This window comes from Methylophaga lonarensis MPL (assembly GCF_000349205.1).
GTDB classification, from domain to species: Bacteria; Pseudomonadota; Gammaproteobacteria; order Nitrosococcales; family Methylophagaceae; genus Methylophaga; species Methylophaga lonarensis.
In genome coordinates this window covers 1-22,049 of sequence record NZ_APHR01000064.1, presented here as the reverse complement: position 1 = coordinate 22,049, position 22,049 = coordinate 1, and the positions used below count along the sequence as shown (strand labels likewise).

General features: G+C 50.9%; 21 protein-coding genes. 5 read left to right on the top strand and 16 right to left on the bottom strand.

The window, feature by feature from the left end; all coding sequences use genetic code 11:
* Positions 1-563: lytic transglycosylase domain-containing protein (locus MPL1_RS11105; protein WP_040577122.1), on the top strand; the 563-nt coding region annotated here is incomplete at its 5' end.
* On the opposite strand, the gene chrA is transcribed toward MPL1_RS11105, so the two are convergent.
* The 10 genes from chrA to MPL1_RS11055 all read right to left on the bottom strand — a co-directional run bounded on the left by chrA (position 560) and on the right by MPL1_RS11055 (position 10,228).
* Positions 560-1,879, bottom strand: a complete 1,320-nt coding sequence (gene chrA / locus MPL1_RS11100; protein WP_009727228.1) for a chromate efflux transporter — start codon at positions 1,877-1,879, stop codon at positions 560-562. The genes MPL1_RS11105 and chrA overlap by 4 nt on opposite strands.
* Positions 1,880-2,079: 200 nt before the next feature.
* A complete protein-coding gene (locus tag MPL1_RS11095; RefSeq protein WP_009727227.1) occupies positions 2,080-2,748 on the bottom strand; it encodes an RBBP9/YdeN family alpha/beta hydrolase in 669 nt (222 codons plus the stop codon).
* 9 nt (positions 2,749-2,757) lie between these two features.
* Positions 2,758-2,982 carry a TOBE domain-containing protein gene (locus tag MPL1_RS11090; RefSeq protein ID WP_009727226.1) on the bottom strand — a complete coding sequence of 75 codons (225 nt, stop codon included), beginning with the start codon at positions 2,980-2,982 and terminating at the stop codon, positions 2,758-2,760.
* A gap of 186 nt (positions 2,983-3,168) precedes the next feature.
* Positions 3,169-4,089, bottom strand: a complete 921-nt coding sequence (locus tag MPL1_RS11085) for a CysB family HTH-type transcriptional regulator (RefSeq protein WP_009727225.1) — start codon at positions 4,087-4,089, stop codon at positions 3,169-3,171.
* Positions 4,086-5,189 carry a sulfate/molybdate ABC transporter ATP-binding protein gene (locus MPL1_RS11080; RefSeq protein WP_009727224.1) on the bottom strand — a complete coding sequence of 368 codons (1,104 nt, stop codon included), beginning with the start codon at positions 5,187-5,189 and terminating at the stop codon, positions 4,086-4,088. The genes MPL1_RS11085 and MPL1_RS11080 overlap by 4 nt, the downstream gene beginning before the upstream one ends.
* Before the next feature lie 29 nt (positions 5,190-5,218).
* Complete coding sequence (cysW, locus tag MPL1_RS11075) at positions 5,219-6,100, bottom strand: sulfate ABC transporter permease subunit CysW (RefSeq protein WP_009727223.1); 882 nt, start codon at positions 6,098-6,100, stop codon at positions 5,219-5,221.
* 14 nt (positions 6,101-6,114) lie between these two features.
* On the bottom strand, positions 6,115-6,948 hold the full coding sequence (gene cysT / locus MPL1_RS11070; RefSeq protein ID WP_009727222.1) for a sulfate ABC transporter permease subunit CysT: 834 nt from the start codon (positions 6,946-6,948) through the stop codon (positions 6,115-6,117).
* A 77-nt stretch (positions 6,949-7,025) separates the two neighbouring features.
* On the bottom strand, positions 7,026-8,045 hold the full coding sequence (locus MPL1_RS11065) for a sulfate ABC transporter substrate-binding protein (RefSeq protein ID WP_009727221.1): 1,020 nt from the start codon (positions 8,043-8,045) through the stop codon (positions 7,026-7,028).
* 36 nt (positions 8,046-8,081) lie between these two features.
* Entirely contained in the window at positions 8,082-9,440 is a 1,359-nt protein-coding gene (locus tag MPL1_RS11060) for an OprO/OprP family phosphate-selective porin (protein ID WP_009727220.1), read from the bottom strand.
* 266 nt (positions 9,441-9,706) lie between these two features.
* A complete protein-coding gene (locus MPL1_RS11055) occupies positions 9,707-10,228 on the bottom strand; it encodes a retropepsin-like aspartic protease family protein (RefSeq protein WP_009727219.1) in 522 nt (173 codons plus the stop codon).
* Positions 10,229-10,437: 209 nt separating this feature from the next.
* On the opposite strand from MPL1_RS11055, the gene MPL1_RS11050 reads away from it, so the two are divergent.
* Positions 10,438-11,997 (top strand): hypothetical protein, encoded by a 1,560-nt coding sequence (locus MPL1_RS11050; RefSeq protein WP_009727218.1) that lies wholly within the window; start codon positions 10,438-10,440, stop codon positions 11,995-11,997.
* Here MPL1_RS11050 and MPL1_RS11045 read toward each other — a convergent pair.
* From MPL1_RS11045 to MPL1_RS11035, 3 genes are all read right to left on the bottom strand, one after another.
* Positions 11,985-12,527, bottom strand: coding sequence for a hypothetical protein (locus MPL1_RS11045; protein ID WP_040577121.1), 543 nt, complete (start codon positions 12,525-12,527; stop codon positions 11,985-11,987). The two genes, MPL1_RS11050 and MPL1_RS11045, sit on opposite strands and share 13 nt — an antisense overlap.
* 96 nt (positions 12,528-12,623) lie before the next feature.
* Complete coding sequence (locus MPL1_RS11040) at positions 12,624-13,421, bottom strand: BUD32 family EKC/KEOPS complex subunit (RefSeq protein WP_009727216.1); 798 nt, start codon at positions 13,419-13,421, stop codon at positions 12,624-12,626.
* Between the two features lie 160 nt (positions 13,422-13,581).
* Positions 13,582-16,275, bottom strand: coding sequence for a cation-transporting P-type ATPase (locus tag MPL1_RS11035; RefSeq protein WP_009727215.1), 2,694 nt, complete (start codon positions 16,273-16,275; stop codon positions 13,582-13,584).
* 144 nt (positions 16,276-16,419) lie between these two features.
* Between MPL1_RS11035 and MPL1_RS11030 the strand changes: the two genes are divergently transcribed.
* The 3 genes from MPL1_RS11030 to MPL1_RS11020 are packed head-to-tail and all read left to right on the top strand — an operon-like array spanning position 16,420 to position 19,320.
* Positions 16,420-18,069, top strand: a complete 1,650-nt coding sequence (locus MPL1_RS11030; RefSeq protein WP_009727214.1) for an L-lactate permease — start codon at positions 16,420-16,422, stop codon at positions 18,067-18,069.
* Positions 18,070-18,080: 11 nt separating this feature from the next.
* A complete protein-coding gene (locus MPL1_RS11025) occupies positions 18,081-18,866 on the top strand; it encodes an SDR family oxidoreductase (protein WP_152417663.1) in 786 nt (261 codons plus the stop codon).
* Positions 18,859-19,320 carry a YchJ family protein gene (locus MPL1_RS11020; RefSeq protein WP_009727212.1) on the top strand — a complete coding sequence of 154 codons (462 nt, stop codon included), beginning with the start codon at positions 18,859-18,861 and terminating at the stop codon, positions 19,318-19,320. Before MPL1_RS11025 ends, MPL1_RS11020 begins: the two co-directional genes overlap by 8 nt.
* Before the next feature lie 6 nt (positions 19,321-19,326).
* Here MPL1_RS11020 and MPL1_RS11015 read toward each other — a convergent pair whose 3' ends face one another.
* The 3 genes from MPL1_RS11015 to MPL1_RS11005 form a co-directional block, all read right to left on the bottom strand.
* Complete coding sequence (locus MPL1_RS11015; protein ID WP_009727211.1) at positions 19,327-21,039, bottom strand: GNAT family N-acyltransferase; 1,713 nt, start codon at positions 21,037-21,039, stop codon at positions 19,327-19,329.
* Between the two features lie 94 nt (positions 21,040-21,133).
* Positions 21,134-21,514, bottom strand: coding sequence for an aspartate 1-decarboxylase (panD, locus tag MPL1_RS11010; protein WP_009727210.1), 381 nt, complete (start codon positions 21,512-21,514; stop codon positions 21,134-21,136).
* Between the two features lie 51 nt (positions 21,515-21,565).
* On the bottom strand, positions 21,566-22,049 hold a 484-nt coding region (locus tag MPL1_RS11005), incomplete at its 5' end, for a 4-phosphopantoate--beta-alanine ligase (protein WP_009727209.1).

Sequence of the window (22,049 nt, the reverse complement as noted above, 5' to 3'; positions counted from 1 at the left end):
GTCTGGACACCAGACGCCCGACGGTTATCTACAAGTCGTTGTCTGATGAAGGTGATGGCTTTGTATTTTCCGATCAGAAACCGGCACAGGCACAGTTTGAAATTATCCGCTACGACTGCTTCGCCTGTGATCCTGGCTCAAGTGTCGACTGGCACTCTGTCGCACTTAATACCCAAGCCTATGCTGATATCGTGGTCAGTATGGCAACCCGCTATCAGATCGACCCGGCACTGGTGCGTGCGGTCATTCATGCAGAATCCGCCTTCAACGCCAGAGCCCTGTCCAGCAAAGGCGCACAAGGCCTAATGCAACTGATGCCTGGCACCGCCAAAGATCTGGGTGTCGAAAATGCCTTTGATGTGCGTCAAAACATCGAAGGCGGTGTGAAATATCTGGCGCAAATGTTACGCCAGTTCAATGGAGATGTTCGCCTGGCGACAGCCGCCTATAACGCCGGTCCCAATGCGGTTCGTCGCTTTAACGGCATTCCGCCCTATGCCGAAACCGAAGTCTATGTTGAACGCGTTGGCATTTTGCACCAACGCTACCGGCAGGCAGGTTAGCCGGCAAGGCCAGCAAGCAGCAGCACAACACCAACTGAAGCACTGATCGCCAGCACCGGAATAATGCCTAACCGCAGCTTGATCAGGGCCAGCAGACTGAACAGCATGATCAGCGCCGAAGGCCAATCAATTGCAGCTTGCTCCGGCCAAAGCACATGCTCGGCAAAAAACAGTCCCAGACTGAATACCACACCAACAACCGCCGCACTGATCCCGCTCAAAGGGGCATCCAGCGCCGCTGTCTGATAACTGGACTCAATCATCGGTCCACCAAGCAATACCAGGACAAACGACGGTAGAAAGGTAAACCAGCTGACCAGGATCGCCGCCATGACACCGGCGGTCAGTGACGCATCAGGGCCCCAGAACGCTTCCGTGTAACCGGCGATAAAACCGACAAATGCGACGATCATGATCAAAGGTCCGGGTGTGGACTCCCCAAGTGCCAGACCATCCATCATCTGTACCGGCGTTATCCAGCCGTAGATACTGACCGCCCCCTGATAAACATAAGGCAAAACCGCATAGGCGCCGCCAAAGGTCAAAAAGGCTGCCTTGGTAAAAAACCAGCCCATCTGCGTCAGGCTGTGATCCCAGCCCAGTGTCAGATACAACGACAGCATCGGCAGTAACCACAACGCGAGGCCAACCAACAGCACTGTAGCACTATGCCGCCAACTGAACCGTGTATGGCCCATTGCTGTTGGTTCGGCCTTGGTCACTGACACCGCTTTAGCAGCAGAAGGCTGACTTTTTCCGACAATAAAACCAAGCAGCGCGGCACTGAGAATGATAAGTGGAAAGGCAATGTGCAACAGATACAAGGCCACAAACGCCAGCAGCGCTATCACCATGAAGGGTGGTGTTTTGATGGTCTTTTTGGCAATGCGGTAAGCAGCAAAAAATATGATAGCCACTACGGCAGGCTTGATGCCGTACAACACCGCGGCGACCGCCGGCAAGTCACTATAAGCCAGATACAACCAGGCCAACAGGATCAGCAACAACAATGACGGCAGAATAAACAGCAATCCGGCAACAATAGCGCCGCGGGTTTTGTGCAGCAGCCAGCCGACATAGGTGGCCAACTGCATTGCCTCCGGCCCTGGCAGCAACATGCAGAAATTCAGCGCATGCAGAAAGCGTTTTTCACTGATCCAGCGGCGTTTATCGACCAGTTCGGTGTGCATGATGGCGATCTGGCCTACCGGGCCGCCAAAGCTGATAAAGCCGAGTTTTAGCCAGAACCAGAAGGCTTCACGAAAACTGACTGGCTGCGACTGCTCAAGCACTTCTTTGTGGTTGTTGATTTCCATCCGACTCTCAATTGTGGATTTTAGTCGCTATGCTCAGAGGCTCAGCGAGCTGGCAAATTATATATACAGAGTGATATGAGGTCAGCTTTATGCCTGAACAAATTGGCAAGACCAGCCTCAATGATTTAATGGTGACTACCGATTGAAATTCACCGCGATACTGGCTTTGCCCAAAGTCATCAAATTTTCCATGTCAGTAATTAAACGTATTCAAGCTTTTTTTGCGCAGCGAACTGTCGACCAAGGCCTGGGCTTCGCTGCAAGCGATTCCAGCGGCCCAGATAGCTAATATCTTCGCCAGGCAACGGTGCCAGTGCTTCCAGCAAAGCATCGGTGAATTCTTTCACCAGGGGCCACGAGCCATGACCTGAATCAACGTTGATATGTCCAAGCCTGCCTGCATTGTAAAAAGCCAGATTCCAGACTCGTGCCCAATATCTGGCCGAATCGATGTCCATCCATGGATCATTTTCGCTGCCAATCATCAAACCCAGACCCGGCAATGCCTGTTGCGGTAAGAGTTGGCTGATATCACGCCCATACTCGGTATTGCTTCCAAAGAAGCCTTGTTGTCCGAAACGTTTTGGCGAAGCCGGTGCCACCAGAATCAAACCGGCTATCCTGGCTGGATGTCGAACAGCGGCCAGAGTAGCAGCCAGACAGCCAAAGCTGTGCGCAACCAGTATCACCGGCTGTTTAGACTCAACGATCTGCCGTTCAATGGCCTGAGCCCAAACCAGCAAGTGTGGCTGTTCCCAGTCAATACCAGTGACTCGTTCGGCCAGGACATATTGCTGTTCCAACCAGCTCTGCCAGTGATGTTCACAACTACCGTGATAGCCGGGAACTGTCAGCAATTTTGAAGACATGGCTGCAAACTACACTTTACTAAAACTGGCCAGTGCGACCTCTGTTGATTTGAACAGCGCAATAACCTCTGATCCGGGCTTGAGCTTCAAATCATCCAGTGAAGAGGTAGTAATCACCGAGGTGATAATACCCGCACCGGTGTTGACCTCGACTTCAGAAACCACGTCACCTCGCTTGATTTGCTTGATAACGCCTTTGAACTGGTTTCGACTGTTGATGGCAATGATACTCATCGTTGTGCTCCTTGTTTGCTGTCAGTGATAGTGAGCACATGATAGGTCGCTGGCTTTATCAACAGAACCAAGAAAAAACGCTTTGCTTTGCAGGAAAATTGCTAAGCGAGGCAGACCAGTTGATACAAAAAACCCGCACAGCAGCAATGCAGGCGGGTTTGTTGTCAGCCTTAGTCTGGTTAATACTCAGATCGCTACTTCTCTGCGCATTTGCTCGATATCCAGCTCAGGCGCACAGAGATTGATAAGGTCATAGGCAAACTGCCGCAAATAGTGGCCCCGCCTGACCGCAATCTTGGTCTGATTGGCATCAAATAAGTGAGCCGTGTCAATGCGTTGTAACTGATTGTCACGCTCAGCGTTAAAAGCCATGGCGGCGACAATGCCGATCCCCAACCCCAGCTCGACGTATGACTTGATCACATCAGCATCCAGCGCTGACATCACCACATCAGGCTCTATCCCGGCATGGGTAAAAGCGCGATCAATGCTGGCCCTGCCGGTAAAGCCCTCGTGATAGGTGACTATCGGCCAGGCAGCCAGATCCGCCAGCGTCAATTTATCCAGTTTAGACAAGGGGTGATCGACAGGTACGATCACCGCATGGTGCCAACTGTAATAAGGAAAACTGGCCAGCTCCGGAATATCGCCCAAAGCCTCGGTCGCAATGCCGATATCGGCCCGACCATCCACCAGCATTTCTACAATTTCATCGGGACTGCCTTGATGCAGTTTCAGATGTACTTTGGGGTATCGTAATTTAAACGGCGTAATCACCTGTGGCAGCACATACCGAGCCTGCGTGTGCGTGGTGGCCAGCGTCAGAGTACCGGTATCCCGCTGACTGTAATGCTCAGCCAGTCGCTTAACGTTACCGGCATCAAGCAACATCCGTTCAACAATCGGTAACATCTCCTTGCCAGGCTCGGTGAGCCCGGTCAGGCGTTTGCCTTTTCGGATGTAAAGTTCAACACCCAATTCATCTTCGAGATCCTTGATGTGCTTGGACACACCTGACTGAGAGGTGTAGAGATGATTTGCGACTTCGGTCAAATTGAAGTCATGTTTTACCGTTTCCCGAATAATTCTCAGTTGTTGGAAATTCACGTTGTCTTATCCCCTGCTACCACTGCACTGCTATCACGTTCAAAAACCTTGAGCCTTGACGGAACCAGACGGACGCGTTGGCCAATTTGCAGTGCAAGCCCTTTGATGGACTCCGGTGGCAATGCCACCTGAAAATGTTGCGGCTGCCCTATCTCATTGACACCTTCGAGTTCAACTCGGGGTTGCGGCCCATAAGCCAGCACCTGCGTTACTGTTGCCAAAATACCATTAGTCGCATCAACATCGGTGATAATTTCCAGCTCATTTGGTCTGGCAAAAGCAAATACATCGGTACCATGGATCAGCGCTTCATCACGGTGTTCAATGGCGTCTGCCCCCACCACAATCTGATGTTGTTCAAAACGGCCGTGAAACAGGTTGACCGAACCGAGAAAGCCATAGACAAACGGAGTCGCTGGCTGCTCATAAACTTCATCCGGCGTACCTTCCTGCTCGATTCTGCCCTGATTCATCACCACAATACGGTCTGAAACTTCTAATGCTTCTTCCTGATCATGAGTCACGAACACGCTGGTCACATGAATTTCATCATGCAACTTACGCAGCCAGCGACGCAGCTCGGCTCGAACCTTGGCATCCAGTGCACCAAACGGCTCATCCAGCAATAACACCTTGGGCTCAACGGCAAGCGCTCTGGCCAGCGCAATACGTTGTCGCTGACCACCCGATAACTGGTTAGGATAACGATTAGCGGTCCAGTCCAGTTGAACCAGTTCCAGCAGACTCATGACCTTTTTGTGGATCTCGGCCTTGCTCGGGCGTTCCTTGCGCGGTTTGACAGTCAAACCATACGCAACATTTTCATACACTGTCATGTGTTTGAATAAAGCATAGTGCTGAAACACAAAGCCCACGCCACGCTCACTGACATGCTGATCAGTCTGGTCCTTGCCATAAAAAGCAATGCTGCCGGAATCAGGTTGTTCCAACCCGGCGATGATACGAAGTAACGTGGTCTTTCCCGAACCCGAAGGTCCCAACAGTGCAGTCAACTGACCCTCAGGCAATTCCAGACTGATATTGTCCAGCGCCACAAAGTCACCAAACTTTTTATTGATATTTTCTACTCGAATACTCATGTCAAAATCTCTTGATAATGGGTTGATTGTCAGGCAGTAACGCGATTACGGTTCTCATGCCACTCAATAAAGCTCTTGATGGCGATGGTCACCAGTGCCAGTCCGGTCAATAGCGACGACACGGCAAACGCTGCGGTAAACATGTACTCGTTGTAGAGCACCTCGATATGCAGAGGCATGGTGTTGGTCTCGCCGCGAATACGGCCAGACACCACGGCCACCGCTCCGAACTCCCCCATCGCCCGGGCATTACACAGAATCACGCCATATAACAGTCCCCACTTGATATTGGGCAGGGTCACATACCAGAAGGTTTTCCAGCCACTGGCACCTAAAGTCAGTGAAGCTTCCTCTTCCTGTTTACCCTGTTGCTGCATCAGCGGAATCAGCTCTCTGGCAATAAACGGCAAGGTGCCAAAGGCAATGACAATAATGATGCCGGGAACGGCATAGATAATGCGCAGATCATGAGCACTGAGCCAGTTGCCCAGCCATCCCTGGGAGCCAAACAAAATGACAAAGATCAAACCGACCACCACCGGCGAAATGGCGAACGGCATATCAATCATTGAAATCAAAATGGTCTTGCCACGAAACTCAAATTTGGCGATAGCCCAGGCAACAGCCACTCCGAACACGACATTAATAGGCACCACGATGGCCACCACTAATAAAGTCAGTCGAATCGATGCGGCAGCATCCGGTTCATTGATAGCAGCAAACCAGACTTTCAAACCCTGTTCAAAAGCGCCATACAACACTACGACCAAGGGCAAAATTAAAAACATGGACAGAAAAACCAACGTCGTGCCTATTAATGTTCGTCTGACCCATTGCGGTTCTTCAGTGGCACGGCGCCACAAACCTGATCGGTCCAGCGGCAACGCCGAAGCATTGGTTACAGTCGACATAACTGCATTCCCCTTTAATGTGAAAAGCGGCGGCTGGACCACCACTGCAGAAAGTTAATGACCAACAACAGCACAAAGGCTGCCACCAGCATCACGGTGCCAATCGCTGCCGCGCCGTTGTAATCATATTGCTCGGCTTTGGCGACAATCAGTAACGGCGTGATTTCAGTGGCATAAGGCAGATTACCGGAAATAAATACCACTGAACCGTATTCACCCAGGGCCCGGGCAAAAGCAAGCGCAAAGCCTGTTAGCAAAGCCGGTAATAACGCTGGCAAGATGACCTTAATCACCGTGGTCAGGCGTGAAGCACCCAAGGCAGCCGAAGCCTCTTCAAGTTCTGCTTCAAAATCCTCCAGCACTGGCTGTACGGTACGCACCACAAACGGTAAGCCGATGTAAGTCAATGCGATGACCACACCGATTTGCGTGTAAGCAATGCGAATATCAAACAACTCAAAATACTGTCCCACCCAGCCAGTACTGGCATACAGGGTCACCAGGGCAATCCCCGCCACAGCCGTCGGCAAGGCGAAGGGCAGATCAATCAAGGCATCAATAATGCGCTTGAACGGGAACTGGTAACGCACCAGCACCCACGCGGCAAGAAAGCCAAACACCAGATTGATCGACGCCCCAATAAATGAAGCGGTGAACGACAATTTGTATGACGCAACCACCTGTGGATGACTGACTGCTCGCCAGAATTCATCCCAGCTCATCAATGAGGTGTACAACAACAGCCCTCCAACCGGGATCAGAAAAATAAAAGTCAAATACAGCAGCGAAAATCCCATGGTGATATTAAAACCGGGGATAACGCTTTTAGCCTGTGCAGTGCTGAACATTCAGCTTCTCCTTTACAACACAATGTTGTCCCCTCGCAGGGACAACATCTTCAAAGTGTGTGGTTCAATGTTTACGTTCAGCGTTTTTGAGCCAGCTCTTCCAGAATCCGATCAAATGCTCCGCCATCGTTGAAATGCGTTTGCTGTGCGTTATCCCAGCCGGCAAATACTTCATCAATGGTGAACAGATTCACCTCAGGAAACTGCGCTTGATATTGCGCTGCAATGTCTGGGTTTGAAGGACGGTAGTAGTGCTTGGCCGCCAGGTGCTGAGCGTCGTCCGTGTACAGCCCTTGCAGATAAGCTTCTGCCAGTTCACGGGTACCTTTGCGATCAACATTGGCATCCACCACCGTGACCGGCGGTTCCGCAAGAATGCTGACCGAAGGGACGACGATTTCATATTGACCACGTCCCAACTGCTCTACCGACAGGAAAGCTTCGTTTTCCCAGGCAATGAATACATCGCCAATGCGGCGCTGGACAAAGGTATTGGTCGCGCCACGTGCGGCTGGATCCAGTACCGGAACATTGCCATAGACCTTCTTGACGAAGTCGTAAGCAGCTTCCTTGCTGCCATATTTCTGCTCGGCATAACCCCATGCCGCCAGATAGTTCCAGCGTGCCCCGCCTGAAGTCTTGGGATTGGGTGTGATGACCTGCACATCATCACGAATCAAGTCATCCCAGTCTTTGATGTTTTTCGGATTACCGGCTCTGACCAGCAATACAATGGTTGAAGTGTATGGTGAGCTGTTGCCAGGCAGACGTTCCTGCCAGTTCTCGGGGATCAGATTGCCGCGAGCATGCAAGGCATGAACATCATAAGCCAGTGCCAGTGTTGCCACATCGGCATCCAGACCATCAATAATGGCCCGGGCCTGTGAGCCAGAACCGCCGTGTGACTGACGCACGTTCAGTGACTTGCCGGTTTCGCTTTTCCATTTTTCCGCGAACCATGCGTTATATTCACGATAGAGTTCACGGGTCGGATCGTAGGACACGTTCAGCAAGTTGTCGCTGCCGTGGGCAATACCCGAAAAACTCACTGCGCTCAGTGCCAGTGGCAGGGCAATAATCAATTGTTTTAATTTCATGGTGGTTATTCCTTAAAGTTAGATTTTCAAAAGGGTTTAAAAATGAATTTGGCCACGCAGGGCAAAAATGCTCGGCTTTTCGCCATCTGCAGCGTTACCCGGACGGTCGACATCGAGCACCTTGATGTAGTTGGCTGAGAAGCGGATGTTGTCGGTGGCATACCAGTTGACGCCAAGCGTCAGGTTGTCCTGATCACCGCCGATGAAGCTGCCATCATTAAGATCAGCACGGCTATATCGAATGCCTGCTTCCCAGGCACCAATACCACCCTGACCAACAGTTGAATTCGGCCGTACAGCACCAAAAGCACCGCTCTTGGCGTTATAGCCACGTGACTCGCCGGTCAGGAAGTAACTGGCATAGACATACCAGGCATTAAAGTTGAGGTTTTTATCGCCACTACCCCGTTGCACACGTGTGTTGATATATTCACTTTGCAATGAGAATGGGCCCAGTACCGTTGCCGCTTCGAGACCGTATTGCTGATAGTCATCAACATTGCCGATGGTGCCGGTATCAATGAAACGCACCCCGGTGACATTGGCTTCAGGTCGCTCGCGAAAGCGCAAGTCCCCCTCTTCTGGATTCCGGTGCAAAACGGCTGCACCCAGATGCACCAGACGATCTTTTTCAATGATTGGGTTAAAAGTACCGCGCGCGACAAGCCCCCAACCTTCGTTACCTTCATCAGCCGGATCAACCTCGGCTTTTTCGCCGAAAGCGCCGCCCGACAGACTCCAGTTGCTGCCACCATGGCTCAGCCCCAGACCGATCGCCCGATCCGGATTGAACACATTGGTCAACGCGCGTTCATTAAAGGTGGTGTTGAGACTGCTGGTCAGGTGCTCGAGGCCAAACGGCTGCTTGAACTGCCCCACAGTAATATCTGGAGTGAAGCCGGTGTATTGAACGTAGGCATCGCGGATACCGCGCTGTGAGTTGTCACTGCCACCGGGTCTGGCAAAGTCGTATTGGAAACGATAGTTCCAGTCACGATAGACAGTACCGCGGATATCCAGAAATGCCCGTCGGAACCGGCTGCCATCACCGAGCTTGATATCATCTTCGTTGTGATAAACGGCATCGGCTTGAAGGCGCCCGCCGACAGTAAAGCTGAAATCGCCATCGGCATCCTTAAAGGTCAAACTGCGACCGTTGGTGCTGGCAATGACATTGCCCTTGGTCGCGGCCTTGGTCTCGCTGATGTCCTGCTGTTGTTGATTGAGTTGTGATTCCTGGGCCGACAGTCGCTCCAGCAACAGATTGACCTGTTGCTCAAGTTTCTGGATACGCTCGGCATCACTGCCGGCATAAGCCCATGACGTTGCAGGCAGCAAAGCGACAAGCCCTGCCAGCAACAAGTGTTTTCTAAGTGGTTTGAGTTTTGTGTTCACCCTGTTATCTCCTGTATTCGCTGAGTGCAAGCGAATACTAGGAAATCGGTTGATCAAACCAAACCAAGAAAAACTGGATTCTTTATCCTATCTGTTCATAATGAGTGTTGGTGCGGGTTTGCAAGGGATATTGTTAGGTTCTGATGTACAAAATTTATTATCAGTGTGTCATCAATACTGAGATTTTCAGCATCAAATGCGTCAGAAAACCATCGGCAAATGCCATAAAACATAGATAGTCTTAGTGCCTCAGCGCGTTATGTTAGCTATTCCGGCACTCGCAAGGTCAGCGTGCCGTCACGCTGGATGATCTCCAGATCCCGCATGAAACTCATGCCAAGTAATACCGTGTTGTCCGGCATGTGAGGATTGATATGGCCTCGAACATCACGCATGCGTATTGGCCCCAACTGTAACTCTTCAATTTGGGTTTGATAGACATGCACCACGCCGCTGGCCGTAGACACCAGGCCTCGCCTGCCTTCCTCCAAACCCGCGGCTTTGGCCACTGACTCCGGAACGCTGATACTGGTGGCACCGGTATCAACCAGAAACTGCACTTGATGACCATTAATAAAGCCAGGCGCAAGATAATGGCCTCGTTGATTACGTTGAAGTACCAGTTCGTTACCTTCGCTGATATCAAACGCCGCCAGGTGACGATTCGGATTATTGCGCCGATCCAGATAGTCTCCAAAGATTTGAGCAAGCCCGATCAGTAACAGAATCCAGAAAGCGATGGTAAAAGCCGTTCCCATTGGGCGTTTGTTACGTGTCGGCTCAGTCATTTTTGGGCAGTGATCCTTTTGAAAGACTCATCACAGTATAGACAAGCCCAATGAATAAATGGCGTCACCAACAAGGATATTTTGCATTGCAGCCACTTGGTTTACAGATTTTTCTGTGGCGACAGGTACACTAGACGAAGTTTGCTTATCCTGAACATGAACTCGCGAACTTTCCACAACTAACAGTTAACGACGGACACAAAATACCGATGACCCGCAGCTCAAGCTCCATCATCACCTTGCTATGCCTGCTTATGACAACCCTGCCACAGACAGTTTCCGCAGACTGGCTGGGACTGACGCCATCGGAACAACTACATATCTGTACATCAGTCATGGAAGACTGCCCTGTTGTGCCCGCTGCTGCCTGGTATTTTCAGGACGAAATCATTGCACTTGCAACAGTGCCTGTTGATCAGAACAGCGCGGTCAGACCTGACTGGCTGACAAGCGTTCCTGAAATTCCGCTAAAACCGACGCCCATCTGGCTGGCATCATCTCTGCAATTGAAAAATGTCCGCTTAATTGCCGATGGCGCTCAACTTCGTCTGTCCACTGGCAAAAGAATTCCATTGACACTGACCGAACAAATTCCTGCTAATCAGGCTTTTTGGAACCAGGACACCACTGAGTTTTTTAATAAACGTTCACTCAATATCCGCGGCGAAGCGGATGGCAAAGGCGGGTTTATCGCCAGAACCGTTTGGCCCAATGACTTTCGATTGAATCTTAGCCAACCATTGAAAAGTCTCGAGCGGGGGGAATCTGTTGAGCAGCTGGTCAGAGACGCTGATCAAACGCATCAATCCAGACTGATCTGGCAGCGTAGCGCAGGGTTTCGTTCTTCGACACCCGAGGCCGTTATAGGACTGATGCTCAATGGCGCTCAAGGTGATGATGACGAAGCAATGGCTGGGCACTTTGCAGTAGTGACCGGTCGATTCATGGCTGATGGCAGCTACCGTCACTGGTTAGTGAATAACTTCTACAACCTCGACAGTTATAACGAAAAGGCTATTATCGCCGCACCGACGCCCATGGATAACTATCTGGCTGATCTCAACAGCGGTCAGAACTATTATCGTCCGTCCTACATGCTGGTAGCGGTGATGTCAGACAGTCGACTGGCGGAGGCCTATCAATTCTCGGTCAATGAAGTTTTTAATCACTTTTATCAACATGACTTTGTCTACAACCACGCAGCGTTTAACTGTGCTGGCGTCAGCATGGATATCTTTCGTGCGCTGGGTTGGTCAATCCCCATGCGGGGACGTGAGGGCAGGCTCAAAGCAGTGGCTGCCTATTTTCTGGCTTTGACCAGTGAGCGAAGCTTGACTGAGGCTCGCAAAGCCTACGACTACATGATGACGGAACGAACTCGGCTGTACCCTGCTCAGGCGTTCGATAGCGCTGCCCGTGATTTGCTGGCTATTCTCACTGACCCGGAAAACCGCCAGCTCAGCACGTTTGAGCTACAGTTGGTCAACGATATCGAGCAGCTGTGGTTTGTCAGTATTCCGCAAATCCCTTCCAGCAGAGCCGCTGGCAGTGCACCGGCTTATGATATTTGGGAATACATTGAACGCACGCCTGACAATCGCAACGATTGGCAAACGGTTGAATCACCGCCAAGGGCTTTTCCGGAACATTTAAAACAGCGGCAGCCGGTCAATGCCAGCAGCGGGTTCATGCCGCCCGCGTCGGTAGTGCTGATAGTGCTGATGTTGTTGATATTGAGCGTGCTGCTGTATCGGCGTTATCGGAAATAATAACCAATATTGGCCATCACACCTGATGCGCCAAAAGGAACCAACTCAAGATTAACGTCGTGGACCTCTACACCCACCGCCGGCAGGATGACAGGGGCGACCCCGAGATTGTTGAGCGGAATCTTATGACGGTATTTGCCACGATAGCCATGTAGCAGACCCGCTGTCAGTTTGACGTAGGCCCGAGTGTTTTCTGTCATGGGGAAATGGTAGCGTCCGCCAGCATAGACGTAGGTGCTGCGCTGACTGAATGAATTTCTGAAGTTGGCCGCGCCAACCATCCAACGCACATCATTACGCCAACTGTCCGGATCATCTGCCTGCAACCATTCCGGCTCCATGTAAGTCGGCAGATACCATTCAAGGTTGATCATTTTCTGATGTTCGTTGTGATCCGGGTCACTTTTGTAGTGCGTGGTCCAGAGCGAAGTCTGCAATAACAGCTCATCACCCGGTTTAAAAACACCGTCAGCCGAGACCACCGCTGGCCCCATTAAAAGTGCAAATAACGTCCGTTTAAATAATTTCATGATTTGTTTTTTTTATTAATTTGCAGATAAGTGTCTGCTTGAATGGGACTTTTTGAAAAACCAACAGTTCCCGATAGTTTTGAAGTCGATGCGCTATTAAGCCGCACGAAATACCTCAAAGGCAAACAAGGCGGCACGCCCATCTTTGCCAGAGAGCGGTTTAAGCAATCTAAGAAGATAGTAACTGAACCACATGGTCTTGACCATTTTCCGGGTGGCAAGCCAGACGTTTTGTGGACATTGACTGCGATACTGCGCAATCACTTCGTCAAGTAACTGCGGTTCGCTGATAGCGAGATTTCGATACAGGTTATGGACAAACAGAAATGCATCACGAGCCATGCATTGTTCTGGCGTCATCAAGGCCGCTGGATCCTCTTCAAAGTCAAGAAAACTGATCTGTGCGCCATCATAGGCCATGTCACGCAGTGCCGGACGACCATGCCAGAAGCCGAGCTGGTGAAGTTGTGCCATGGCTTCAGCAGTCTTAAGCACAATAGTTCGCTTCAGAGCAGCCGGACTATCAGGTCGGCGTAACCATTTATGAACGGCAGGCCCAACATTACTCAGTAATATCCATTGCCGGGTCTGTTTTAACACTATCGGTACTGAAATACCGGCCTCAGCCAGCATCCTCAGTCGAGCAGCCTCTTTCTCAAGTGCCTGCTCCCCTCCCAACCCCAGTGCTGAAACAAACATTTTGTTACCGGTCAGCTTTGCCATCACTCGGCCTAACTGCTGCCAGCGAAGATTGCGTGGCTGCTCGGCTTGTTTGAGCCAAACGACCTGTTCCTGAAAACTGAGCTTGAGGGTTCTCTCCTGTGGTTCAGAAAGCTTGGCCTGCAAGATTATCTGTTCAAGTTCAGCAGTATTCTGGTCTGACCAATCCATCATCTAAAAGCTTTTATGAGTCACAGGAGTTTGTGCATGAGATTGAATATCTGTGAATAACCATCACAGCACGATTACGCATGTTTGATGCGACCTTAAATCTATCAATAATCGACGCCGGAGGCATCATACGTGACAGGCCAAAAATCAGCCAGTTTCACAGCTATTTAACCGCCCAGCGGCGCAGCAAATATTTCTCTGTTTCGATTACCAGAAACACCACAAAGCCGATACCGACCGGGATCAACCAATGTCTAAGCTCCAGCGTTGCCGTGCCAAACCAGAGCTGCATGAATGGCGCATGCACAAACAGCAGTTGCAGCACGATCAGAACACTGACCGCAATCCAGACGGCACGATTACTAAACAGCAACGGTAATCTCAAGGCCGATTCACGCAAGAAACGGCTGTTGAAAAGATAGAAAAGCTGTCCAAATACCAGCGTGTTGACGGCCATGGTTCTTGCCACATCCAATGGCATACCCATGGCAATTTCATACTGAAACACCATCAATGTGGCGCCACCGATTAATAGAGACACAAAAGCTATGCGCCAGAGAAAACCGGCATCAATAATCGATGCAGCCGGATCTCGCGGCGGTCGTTGCATAACTTCCGGTTCGGCAGGTTCAAAGGCGAGTGCCAATGCCAGGGTGACCGCCACCACCATGTTCACCCAGAGAATTTGTACCGGTGTGAGTGGCAATACCAGTCCGAACACCACTGCCGCCAGCATGACTAATCCTTGTGCACCATTGGTCGGCAGAATAAACAGAATGGCTTTTTTCAGGTTGTCATAAATGGTTCTGCCTTCTTCAACTGCCTTTTCGATGGAGCTGAAGTTGTCATCAGCCAGCACAATATCAGCAGCTTCCTTGGTCGCCTCCGTGCCCTTGATGCCCATGGCGACACCGACATCGGCGCGCTTCAACGCCGGTGCATCATTGACACCATCACCGGTCATCGCCACCACTTCGCCGCGTGCCTGCAAAGCTTTGACCAGTCGTAATTTATGTTCTGGACTGGTTCGGGCAAAGATATCGTTGTCGTGTGCCAGCGCTTGTAACTGCTCATCGGTTGCAGTTTCTATTTCAGCGCCGGTAGTGGCATGCTGACCATCGCCAATGCCCATTTCGCGGCCAATGGCCATCGCTGTACCGGCATGATCACCGGTAATCATTTTCACTCTGATACCTGCCTGATGACAGGCTTTAATCGCGGCAATCGCTTCTGGGCGTGGCGGGTCGATAATGCCAATCAGTCCCAGAAACACCATATCCTTATCAAGATCGGTCAATTTAAGATCATCATGCTCTGACTCAAGCTCTCGGGCTGCAGCCGCAAGCACACGCAATCCTTCTGCGCCCAGTGCATCTATTTCCATCTCCCAGAATGCTTTGTCGAGTGGCTCCGTTGTGCCGTTAGCGCTGCGCTGATATTGGCAACGGTCCAATAAGCGATCCGGTGCACCTTTGAGCAGAATGCGGCGCTGGCCTTGCTTGGTTTCACTGAGCGTTGCCATGAATTTGTTTTCAGATTCAAATGGGATATTGGCGAGACGCTGATAGTCGTCTGAGCAAAAACCTGCTTTCAAGGCCAGTGTGCACAGCGCCCCCTCGGTCGGTTCACCTGTTAAAGTCCAGATACCCTCGTGCCTGGCAACATGACTGTCATTGGCGACACTGGCGACTTCAACAAGCGCATGCAAATCGTCATGTGCTGACAGCTCAGCAATGTGCCCGTCGAGACTGATTTCACCCTCCGGCGCATAGCCGGTTCCACTGACATCATAACGAGCAGCACGCGTCACCACATGACGCACCGTCATCTCATTCTTGGTCAGGGTGCCGGTTTTATCAGAGCAAATCACAGTGACAGATCCCAGGGTTTCCACTGCATTGAGTCTGCGGGTGATGGCATTACGAATCGCCATACGCTGCACACCGAGGGCCAGGGTAATGGTTAAAATGGCAGGCAAGCCCTCGGGGATAGCGGCCACCGCAAAGCCTATTGCCGCCAGAAACAGCTCGTTAACACTGAAGTCATGTAACAACCAGCCGATTAAAAACATGGCAAAGGCCAGGCCAACAATCACCACTGAGAGCACCTTGCCAAACTCATTCATCTGCCGGGTCAGTGGTGTCGCCAACGTTTGCACTTCACCAATCATTTGGTTGATTTGACCGATTTGTGTCGAAGCACCGGTTGCCGTCACTACGCCGAGACCACGCCCGGCGGCGACCAAGGTACCGGAATAGGCCATGCCATGACGGTCTCCTACTCCGGCATCCGCCTCAACGGCCTCGGTAGTTTTGTCGGCGGGTACAGACTCACCGGTTAATGCCGACTCTTCAATTCGAAGGTCGGTGACATTGATGAGCCGCAGGTCAGCCGGTACGCGATCACCGGACTTCAAGCGCACCACATCTCCCGGAACCAGCGTTTCCGCCTCGATTTCTCGCCAGTGTCCGTCACGGTGCACATGGGCCAGTGCCGAGAGCATTTTTCGAATACTGGCCAAGGCTTGTTCGGCTTTACCTTCCTGAATAAAACCGATGATGGCATTGATCACCACTACCGCCAGAATCACCCCGGTATCAATCCAGTGCCCCAGTAAAGCTGTGACCAGCGCCGCGACAATCAGGATATAGATGAGCAAGTCATGAAAGTGTTTGAAAAAACGTTTCAGCAAGCCTTCTTTTTCTGGCGCTGGCAGGCTGTTAGGACCATGCTGTTCGAGCCTTTTTGTGGCCTCGTCACTGCTCAGGCCATGTGATGAACTCTCCAAGGCATCGAGCACATGATCGCCATGCAAGGCATGGGCAGATTCAACAATTTTCTGATAATCCTTACTCATTGCTTTTCCGTTCTGTTGATAAGTGGCTTAACCGTATTCTGATAGAGATCTGCCACAAATTCCAAGGGTAGTATCTTTCATCGTCGTTTGTGCTTATGACTGAAGATACTACACTGCAGTTGACCAAGATGATTGTACGGTAACATGATCATCTGCATTGCCTTACTAGGTACTTTCATGGGTCCGTTACAACTTGTCACCGCACTAACGCCGGTCTTTTCCGTACTGCTTTTGTTAGTCGTGTTTCGTATGCCGGCCACCAGAGCCATGCCACTCAGTCTGGCAATATTTGCCCTGTTTGCCTTCTTTTTCTGGCAAGTGCCTGTCCGTCAACTGACAGCAGCCAGTGCAGAAGGTTTGATGATTGGTGCATCCATTTTATGGATCATCTTCGGTGCCATCCTGCTGCTCAATGTACTTCGGGAAACCGGCGCCATTGCCGTAATTCGGGCCGGATTTTGTACCATCTCACCAGACAGACGGGTTCAGGCGATTTTGATTGGCTGGTTGTTTGTCTGTTTTCTCGAAGGTGCCGCCGGTTTTGGAACGCCTGCAGCAATCGCCGCACCCTTGTTGCTGGCGCTTGGCTTCCCCGCACTGGCAGCTGTTGTGCTGACATTAATTGCCGATTCCAGCCCGGTTTCTTTTGGCGCAGTGGGCACCCCGGTCATTATCGGCATGGGCCGAGGACTTGATTCTGTTTCAGAATCAGCACTGATGGAAATTGCCCTGACAGCAATTGCCATTGATATCCTGGTTGCCTCGCTACTGCCAGTGATCATGTGCCTGCTACTATGTCGAGTTTTTGGTGAGGATCGCAGCTGGTTACCCGGTTTACAGATCGCGCCTTTTGCACTGATTTCTGGTTTGGCCTTTCTGCTGCCCGCCTGGACAGTTGCCCGTTTTCTGGGGCCAGAATTTCCCTCTATCCTGGGCGCCATGGCCGGTTTGGCTATCGTCACACTGTTCATCAAAAAAGGCTGGTTGCTTCCCAAAACTGTCTGGTACTTTTCAAAAGATGATGCATTACGTCAATCATCAGAACAAATTCATTCCAGGCTGAGTACCAGCAGTCACGGACTCAGTCTTTTCCGCGCCTGGGTGCCTTATCTGCTGATTGCCGGCTTGCTGATTGTTTCAAGGTTGGATTTTTTACCGCTCAAAGCATTGCTGTCTTCAGTGCAAATTCACTGGAATGAGATCTTGTCGACTCAAATTTCTGCTTCGGTGGCGCCGCTTTACTTGCCGGGCTTTCTGTTTGTGGTCACCGCGCTTATCACGCTGTTGCTGCAAGGCGGCAAAACCTCACATTTGCACAAGGCAGTCCTACACAGTGGCCGTATGCTGTTACCCTCCAGCATCGCGCTGGCTGCTGCAGTTCCCATGGTGCGAATATTTCTGCACTCTGATGTTAACGATGCCGGTTTGCAGGCAATGCCGATGGAACTGGCTGTGATCACCGCTGAGAATCTTGCTGATTATTGGTTCTGGCTGGCCCCCGCTTTGGGGGCTTTGGGCTCGTTTATTGCGGGTTCGGCCACTTTTTCAAATTTGATGTTTGCCAGTTTTCAGCAATCCATCGCCATACAAGCCGACTTGCCTGAACAGGTCATTCTTGCCTTGCAACTTTTGGGTGCCAACGCTGGCAACATGATTTGCGTGGTGAATGTTGTGGCCGCTGCCGCGGTGGTGAATCTATCAGGACGTGAAGGCGAGATCATCCGACTCACCTTGCTGCCGATGTTATATTACGTGCTTATGGCCGGTTTCATTGCAACCGTGCTTTTCTCCTAAACACGCAAGGCATGATGAAAAACTCAATCAGTATTCTTGGCAGTGGCTGGCTTGGTTTGCCACTCATCGACATGTTCGTCAAACAGGGGTATGCAGTCAAGGCATCCACTCGAAACATCGATAAGCTGCCATTACTCAGTCAACACGGGGCCACCGGCTATATTGTTGATACGCAATTAGCTATCCCGAAAGACTTCCTCGATAGTGAAACACTCATCATCAATATCACCGGCAAAGACTTTGATGCTTATCAAAAACTGGCACTGGCTATTGCAAGCTCGCCAGTGCAGAAAGTACTGATGGTCAGCTCAACATCGGTGTATCTGAACCTGAATCGTCAGGTGAGTGAAGATGAAGCGGCAGAAAACCCTGACAGTGCACTGTGGCAGATTGAACAACTGCTACAGACACACGAGGGATTCACTACCACGATTGTGCGTTTCTCCGGACTGATTGGTGGCCGCCGACATCCCGGACGGTTTTTCAGTCAGGGCAAAGTAATTAGCCAACCGCTTGCTCCGGTAAACCTGATTCACCTGGATGATTGTCTAGGCATCATCGACGCCATTATTCAGCAGCAATCGTGGGGGGAAGTCTATAACGGCTGCGCAGATTTCCACCCTGCCAAGCGCGAGTTTTATGGGTACTGGGCAGCTCAGCTTGGTTTACCTGAACCCAAAAGTCTGGACGATGACACGCCGCAAGACTGGAAAATCGTCAGCAATCAGAAAGTGCAACAACGGTTGGCATATCAATTCATACACCCGGATCTGTATCGGTTGAGCTTCGATGACTGACTTCGCCTGCCCTTGCCTGAGTGGCAGACACTACCAGCACTGTTGCCAACCATTGCACGATGGCTTGCCTGCACAAAATGCCGAAAGCCTGATGCGTTCGCGCTATTGCGCGTTTGCGCTGGGCAAGACTGATTACCTGCTGGAAACTCTGGCACCGGCGATGCGGCAGTCGGACGATCGTGAGCAGCTGCAACAGACAATTGAGCAGACACAATGGCTTGGACTGCAAGTGCTTGAATCAAGCTTCGACGGCAATGATGAAGCAACGGTTGAGTTTGTTGCCTGGTATCAAGACACGCCGCTGGGACAACTGCACGAACGATCGCGCTTTTGCAAGATCGAACAGCGCTGGTATTACCTGGACGGCGTGATGCTCAAGCCAATAAAACCAGAACGCAATAGCTTATGCTTTTGCGGTAGTGGCCAAAAATTCAAACGCTGCCACGGACGCTGACCGAACTTATTCGCCAAGGTAGCGTTTGCGTTTAGCCGGCTTGAGTTTGTGTAAATCCACCAGTACCAGACCATCAATACAGTGGCCAAAGTCGGCATCCACATTAAAGTCAATAAATCGGGTACCGCCCGGCTCACATACTTCAGCATATTGCTTGTAAAGCGTCGGCACTGTGACATTCATATGTGCCAGTTGCTCGCGCAGTTCAGCAAAATCGGTGTCGGCATCATTGTGCAGCAATGTCTGATCCACCAGCTCTGCCAGATTCGCTTCCATCACATATGGCGTTCTTGCCTTGGCAAGCCCTTGCTTATCGGCATAGTGACGTTGATAAAAATTCACAATCAGCGCCTTGGCAAAGTCAGGATAGCTGTTGCTGAGACTGACCGGACCAAACAAATAGCGTATGTGCGGATAGCGTTTCAGGTAAGCGCCAATGCCATACCAGAGATAATCCAGACTGCGCTTGCCCCAGTACTTGGGACTGACAAAGCTGCGGCCAAGCTCAATCCCCTGAGCAAAATAAGGGGCCATGCGATTCCCATCAAATTCAAATAACTGCTGGGTGTAAATCCGGCCATGAGCGTGGCTCAGAATATTATCCACATCGGCCAGTCGATAAGCCCCGGCAATTTCCAGCTCTTGCTCATCCCAGAGGATTAAGTGTCGGTAAATACTGTCAAATTCATCCAGATCACGCTTTTTGCCAGTGCCCTCCCCGACTTGACGGAAAGTGATTTCCCGAAGCCTGCCGATCTCATGCATCACTGCGGAATCCGGCCGGTAATCAAACAGGTAGATTTTTTTGTTATCGGCGGTTTCACCCAGCAGTTCAGCCTGTTGCAGCTCCTTTCGGATCTCCCTTGGAGCTTGCGGATGGGCAATGGTTTGTTCAGTAGCAAATAGCGGTTTTTTGCCTTTTGCCAGACGATACAGGTGACGACGCAGTAATTTGGCCTGTTCCGTTTTAATCAACGGCAGCTGTTGAATGTGCTGGAACGGAATCGGTGCGCCAACCCGCATATTGATGGTTTTTTCATGCTGGTTGAACATTTCATGGGCCAATAGCATCCCGCCAAGCGGCTTGTAGACCATCGATGCGCCATAAAACAGAGATGAGTTTCTGGCACCGATATACACCGGCAAGATAGGCGCGTTAGTCTTACGGGCAAAATTCAGGAAACCGGTGTTCCAGCGTCCATCGCGCACGCCGTTGGGACGTATGCGTGACACTTCACCCGCCGGAAATACAATGACTGCCTGTTCAGCATTCAAGGCATCAATGATTCCGGCGATACCGCTTTTGCGAGTCGATTTGGACAAGTTATCCACGGGTAAAAACAATGACTGCAGAGCGTCGAACTGCATCAACATGTCGTTGGCAACAATTCGCACATCGCGTCGGACTTCACTCACCAGCTTCAGTAGCGCCAGACCATCCAGCGCTCCCAAGGGATGATTAGCTACAATCACCACCCGACCTGTTGCCGGAATATTGTCCCGTTCACGATGAGACACCCGATAGCTGAAGTTGAAGTAATCCAGCACTTGATCAAGAAAATCAAAACCTTTGAGATTTTGATGCTGCAACAGGAACTGATTGACCTCAGGTTCGTGGGTCAATTTACGCAAAAAGCCCAGAGTGGGCTTTTTTATCCAGGTTTTTTGCTGAGCAAATCCGGGGAATTTTTGTTGAACGGCTTGTTCAATGTTGAGCATCTGCTGTCATTCTCGTTATTATCCTGATGCGGAATAATACTGAGTGCAAATGACAGATTAATGATGCTTTGATGACGGTATTGTGACGAAGTGATCAGGCCGCTTGAACCGGAATAGCATGGCGCATGCCGGTAATGGTATTGGTCTCGTCCAGATACACCAGGGTCGGTTTGAAATCGGCAACTTCATCGGCCTGCAATGTGGTGTAGGCACAGATGATGATGCGATCCCCTGGTGAAGCTTTGTGGGCCGCGGCACCGTTGACAGAAATGATATTGGAACCATCTTCTGCACGAATGGCATAGGTGATAAAACGCTCACCATTGGCGACATTGTAGATATGGATCTGCTCGTACTCATGAATGCCAGCAGCTTCAAGCAACTTGCCATCTATCGCACACGAGCCCTCGTACTCCAATTCGGAGTGAGTGACACAGGCACGATGTAATTTTGCTTTCAGGAAATTCAGTTGCATGTTCGGCAATCTTCAGTCAAACAGCCAAGTATTATCGCTTTTTCAATGATATCAAGCAAGGTCACAGGCAATATTGTCGATAAGACGTGCTTGACCAAGTCGGGCCGCTGTCAATATGCGTAAATGGGTGTCAGTGCCAGCCACGGCAGTTTGCAGATCTTCTGCCCGGCAAATCTCCAGATACTCCGGGGTGAATCCTGCGCTATTGAGCTGTTCCAGGCCTGCCTGCAACACCAAAGGCCAGTTGCTGGCGCCAGATTGCAAGGCTTGTGCGACTTGCAACAGGCATTGATGCAACTGAGGGGCAATGGCTCTCTCTGACTCCGATAGATATTGATTGCGTGAACTCATCGCCAGACCGTCCTGTTCGCGACAGGTGGGCACCGAGATAATTTCAATCGGCAGGTTGAGATCGTCAACCAGACGACGAATCATCAATAACTGCTGGTAGTCCTTTTCACCAAACAAGGCCATATCCGCTTGAACCAGATTGAACAGTTTGGTCACCACGGTTGCAACGCCGTCAAAGTGTCCG

Coding starts and splice junctions, on each gene's coding strand:
- chrA (WP_009727228.1), bottom strand. CDS start 1,879: ATGGAAATCAACAACCACAAAGAAGTGCTTGAGCAGTCGCAGCCAGTC.
- MPL1_RS11095 (WP_009727227.1), bottom strand. CDS start 2,748: ATGTCTTCAAAATTGCTGACAGTTCCCGGCTATCACGGTAGTTGTGAA.
- MPL1_RS11090 (WP_009727226.1), bottom strand. CDS start 2,982: ATGAGTATCATTGCCATCAACAGTCGAAACCAGTTCAAAGGCGTTATC.
- MPL1_RS11080 (WP_009727224.1), bottom strand. CDS start 5,189: ATGAGTATTCGAGTAGAAAATATCAATAAAAAGTTTGGTGACTTTGTG.
- cysW (WP_009727223.1), bottom strand. CDS start 6,100: ATGTCGACTGTAACCAATGCTTCGGCGTTGCCGCTGGACCGATCAGGT.
- cysT (WP_009727222.1), bottom strand. CDS start 6,948: ATGTTCAGCACTGCACAGGCTAAAAGCGTTATCCCCGGTTTTAATATC.
- MPL1_RS11065 (WP_009727221.1), bottom strand. CDS start 8,045: ATGAAATTAAAACAATTGATTATTGCCCTGCCACTGGCACTGAGCGCA.
- MPL1_RS11055 (WP_009727219.1), bottom strand. CDS start 10,228: ATGACTGAGCCGACACGTAACAAACGCCCAATGGGAACGGCTTTTACC.
- MPL1_RS11050 (WP_009727218.1), top strand. CDS start 10,438: ATGACCCGCAGCTCAAGCTCCATCATCACCTTGCTATGCCTGCTTATG.
- MPL1_RS11045 (WP_040577121.1), bottom strand. CDS start 12,527: ATGAAATTATTTAAACGGACGTTATTTGCACTTTTAATGGGGCCAGCG.
- MPL1_RS11040 (WP_009727216.1), bottom strand. CDS start 13,421: ATGATGGATTGGTCAGACCAGAATACTGCTGAACTTGAACAGATAATC.
- MPL1_RS11035 (WP_009727215.1), bottom strand. CDS start 16,275: ATGAGTAAGGATTATCAGAAAATTGTTGAATCTGCCCATGCCTTGCAT.
- MPL1_RS11030 (WP_009727214.1), top strand. CDS start 16,420: ATGATCATCTGCATTGCCTTACTAGGTACTTTCATGGGTCCGTTACAA.
- MPL1_RS11025 (WP_152417663.1), top strand. CDS start 18,081: ATGATGAAAAACTCAATCAGTATTCTTGGCAGTGGCTGGCTTGGTTTG.
- MPL1_RS11020 (WP_009727212.1), top strand. CDS start 18,859: ATGACTGACTTCGCCTGCCCTTGCCTGAGTGGCAGACACTACCAGCAC.
- MPL1_RS11015 (WP_009727211.1), bottom strand. CDS start 21,039: ATGCTCAACATTGAACAAGCCGTTCAACAAAAATTCCCCGGATTTGCT.
- panD (WP_009727210.1), bottom strand. CDS start 21,514: ATGCAACTGAATTTCCTGAAAGCAAAATTACATCGTGCCTGTGTCACT.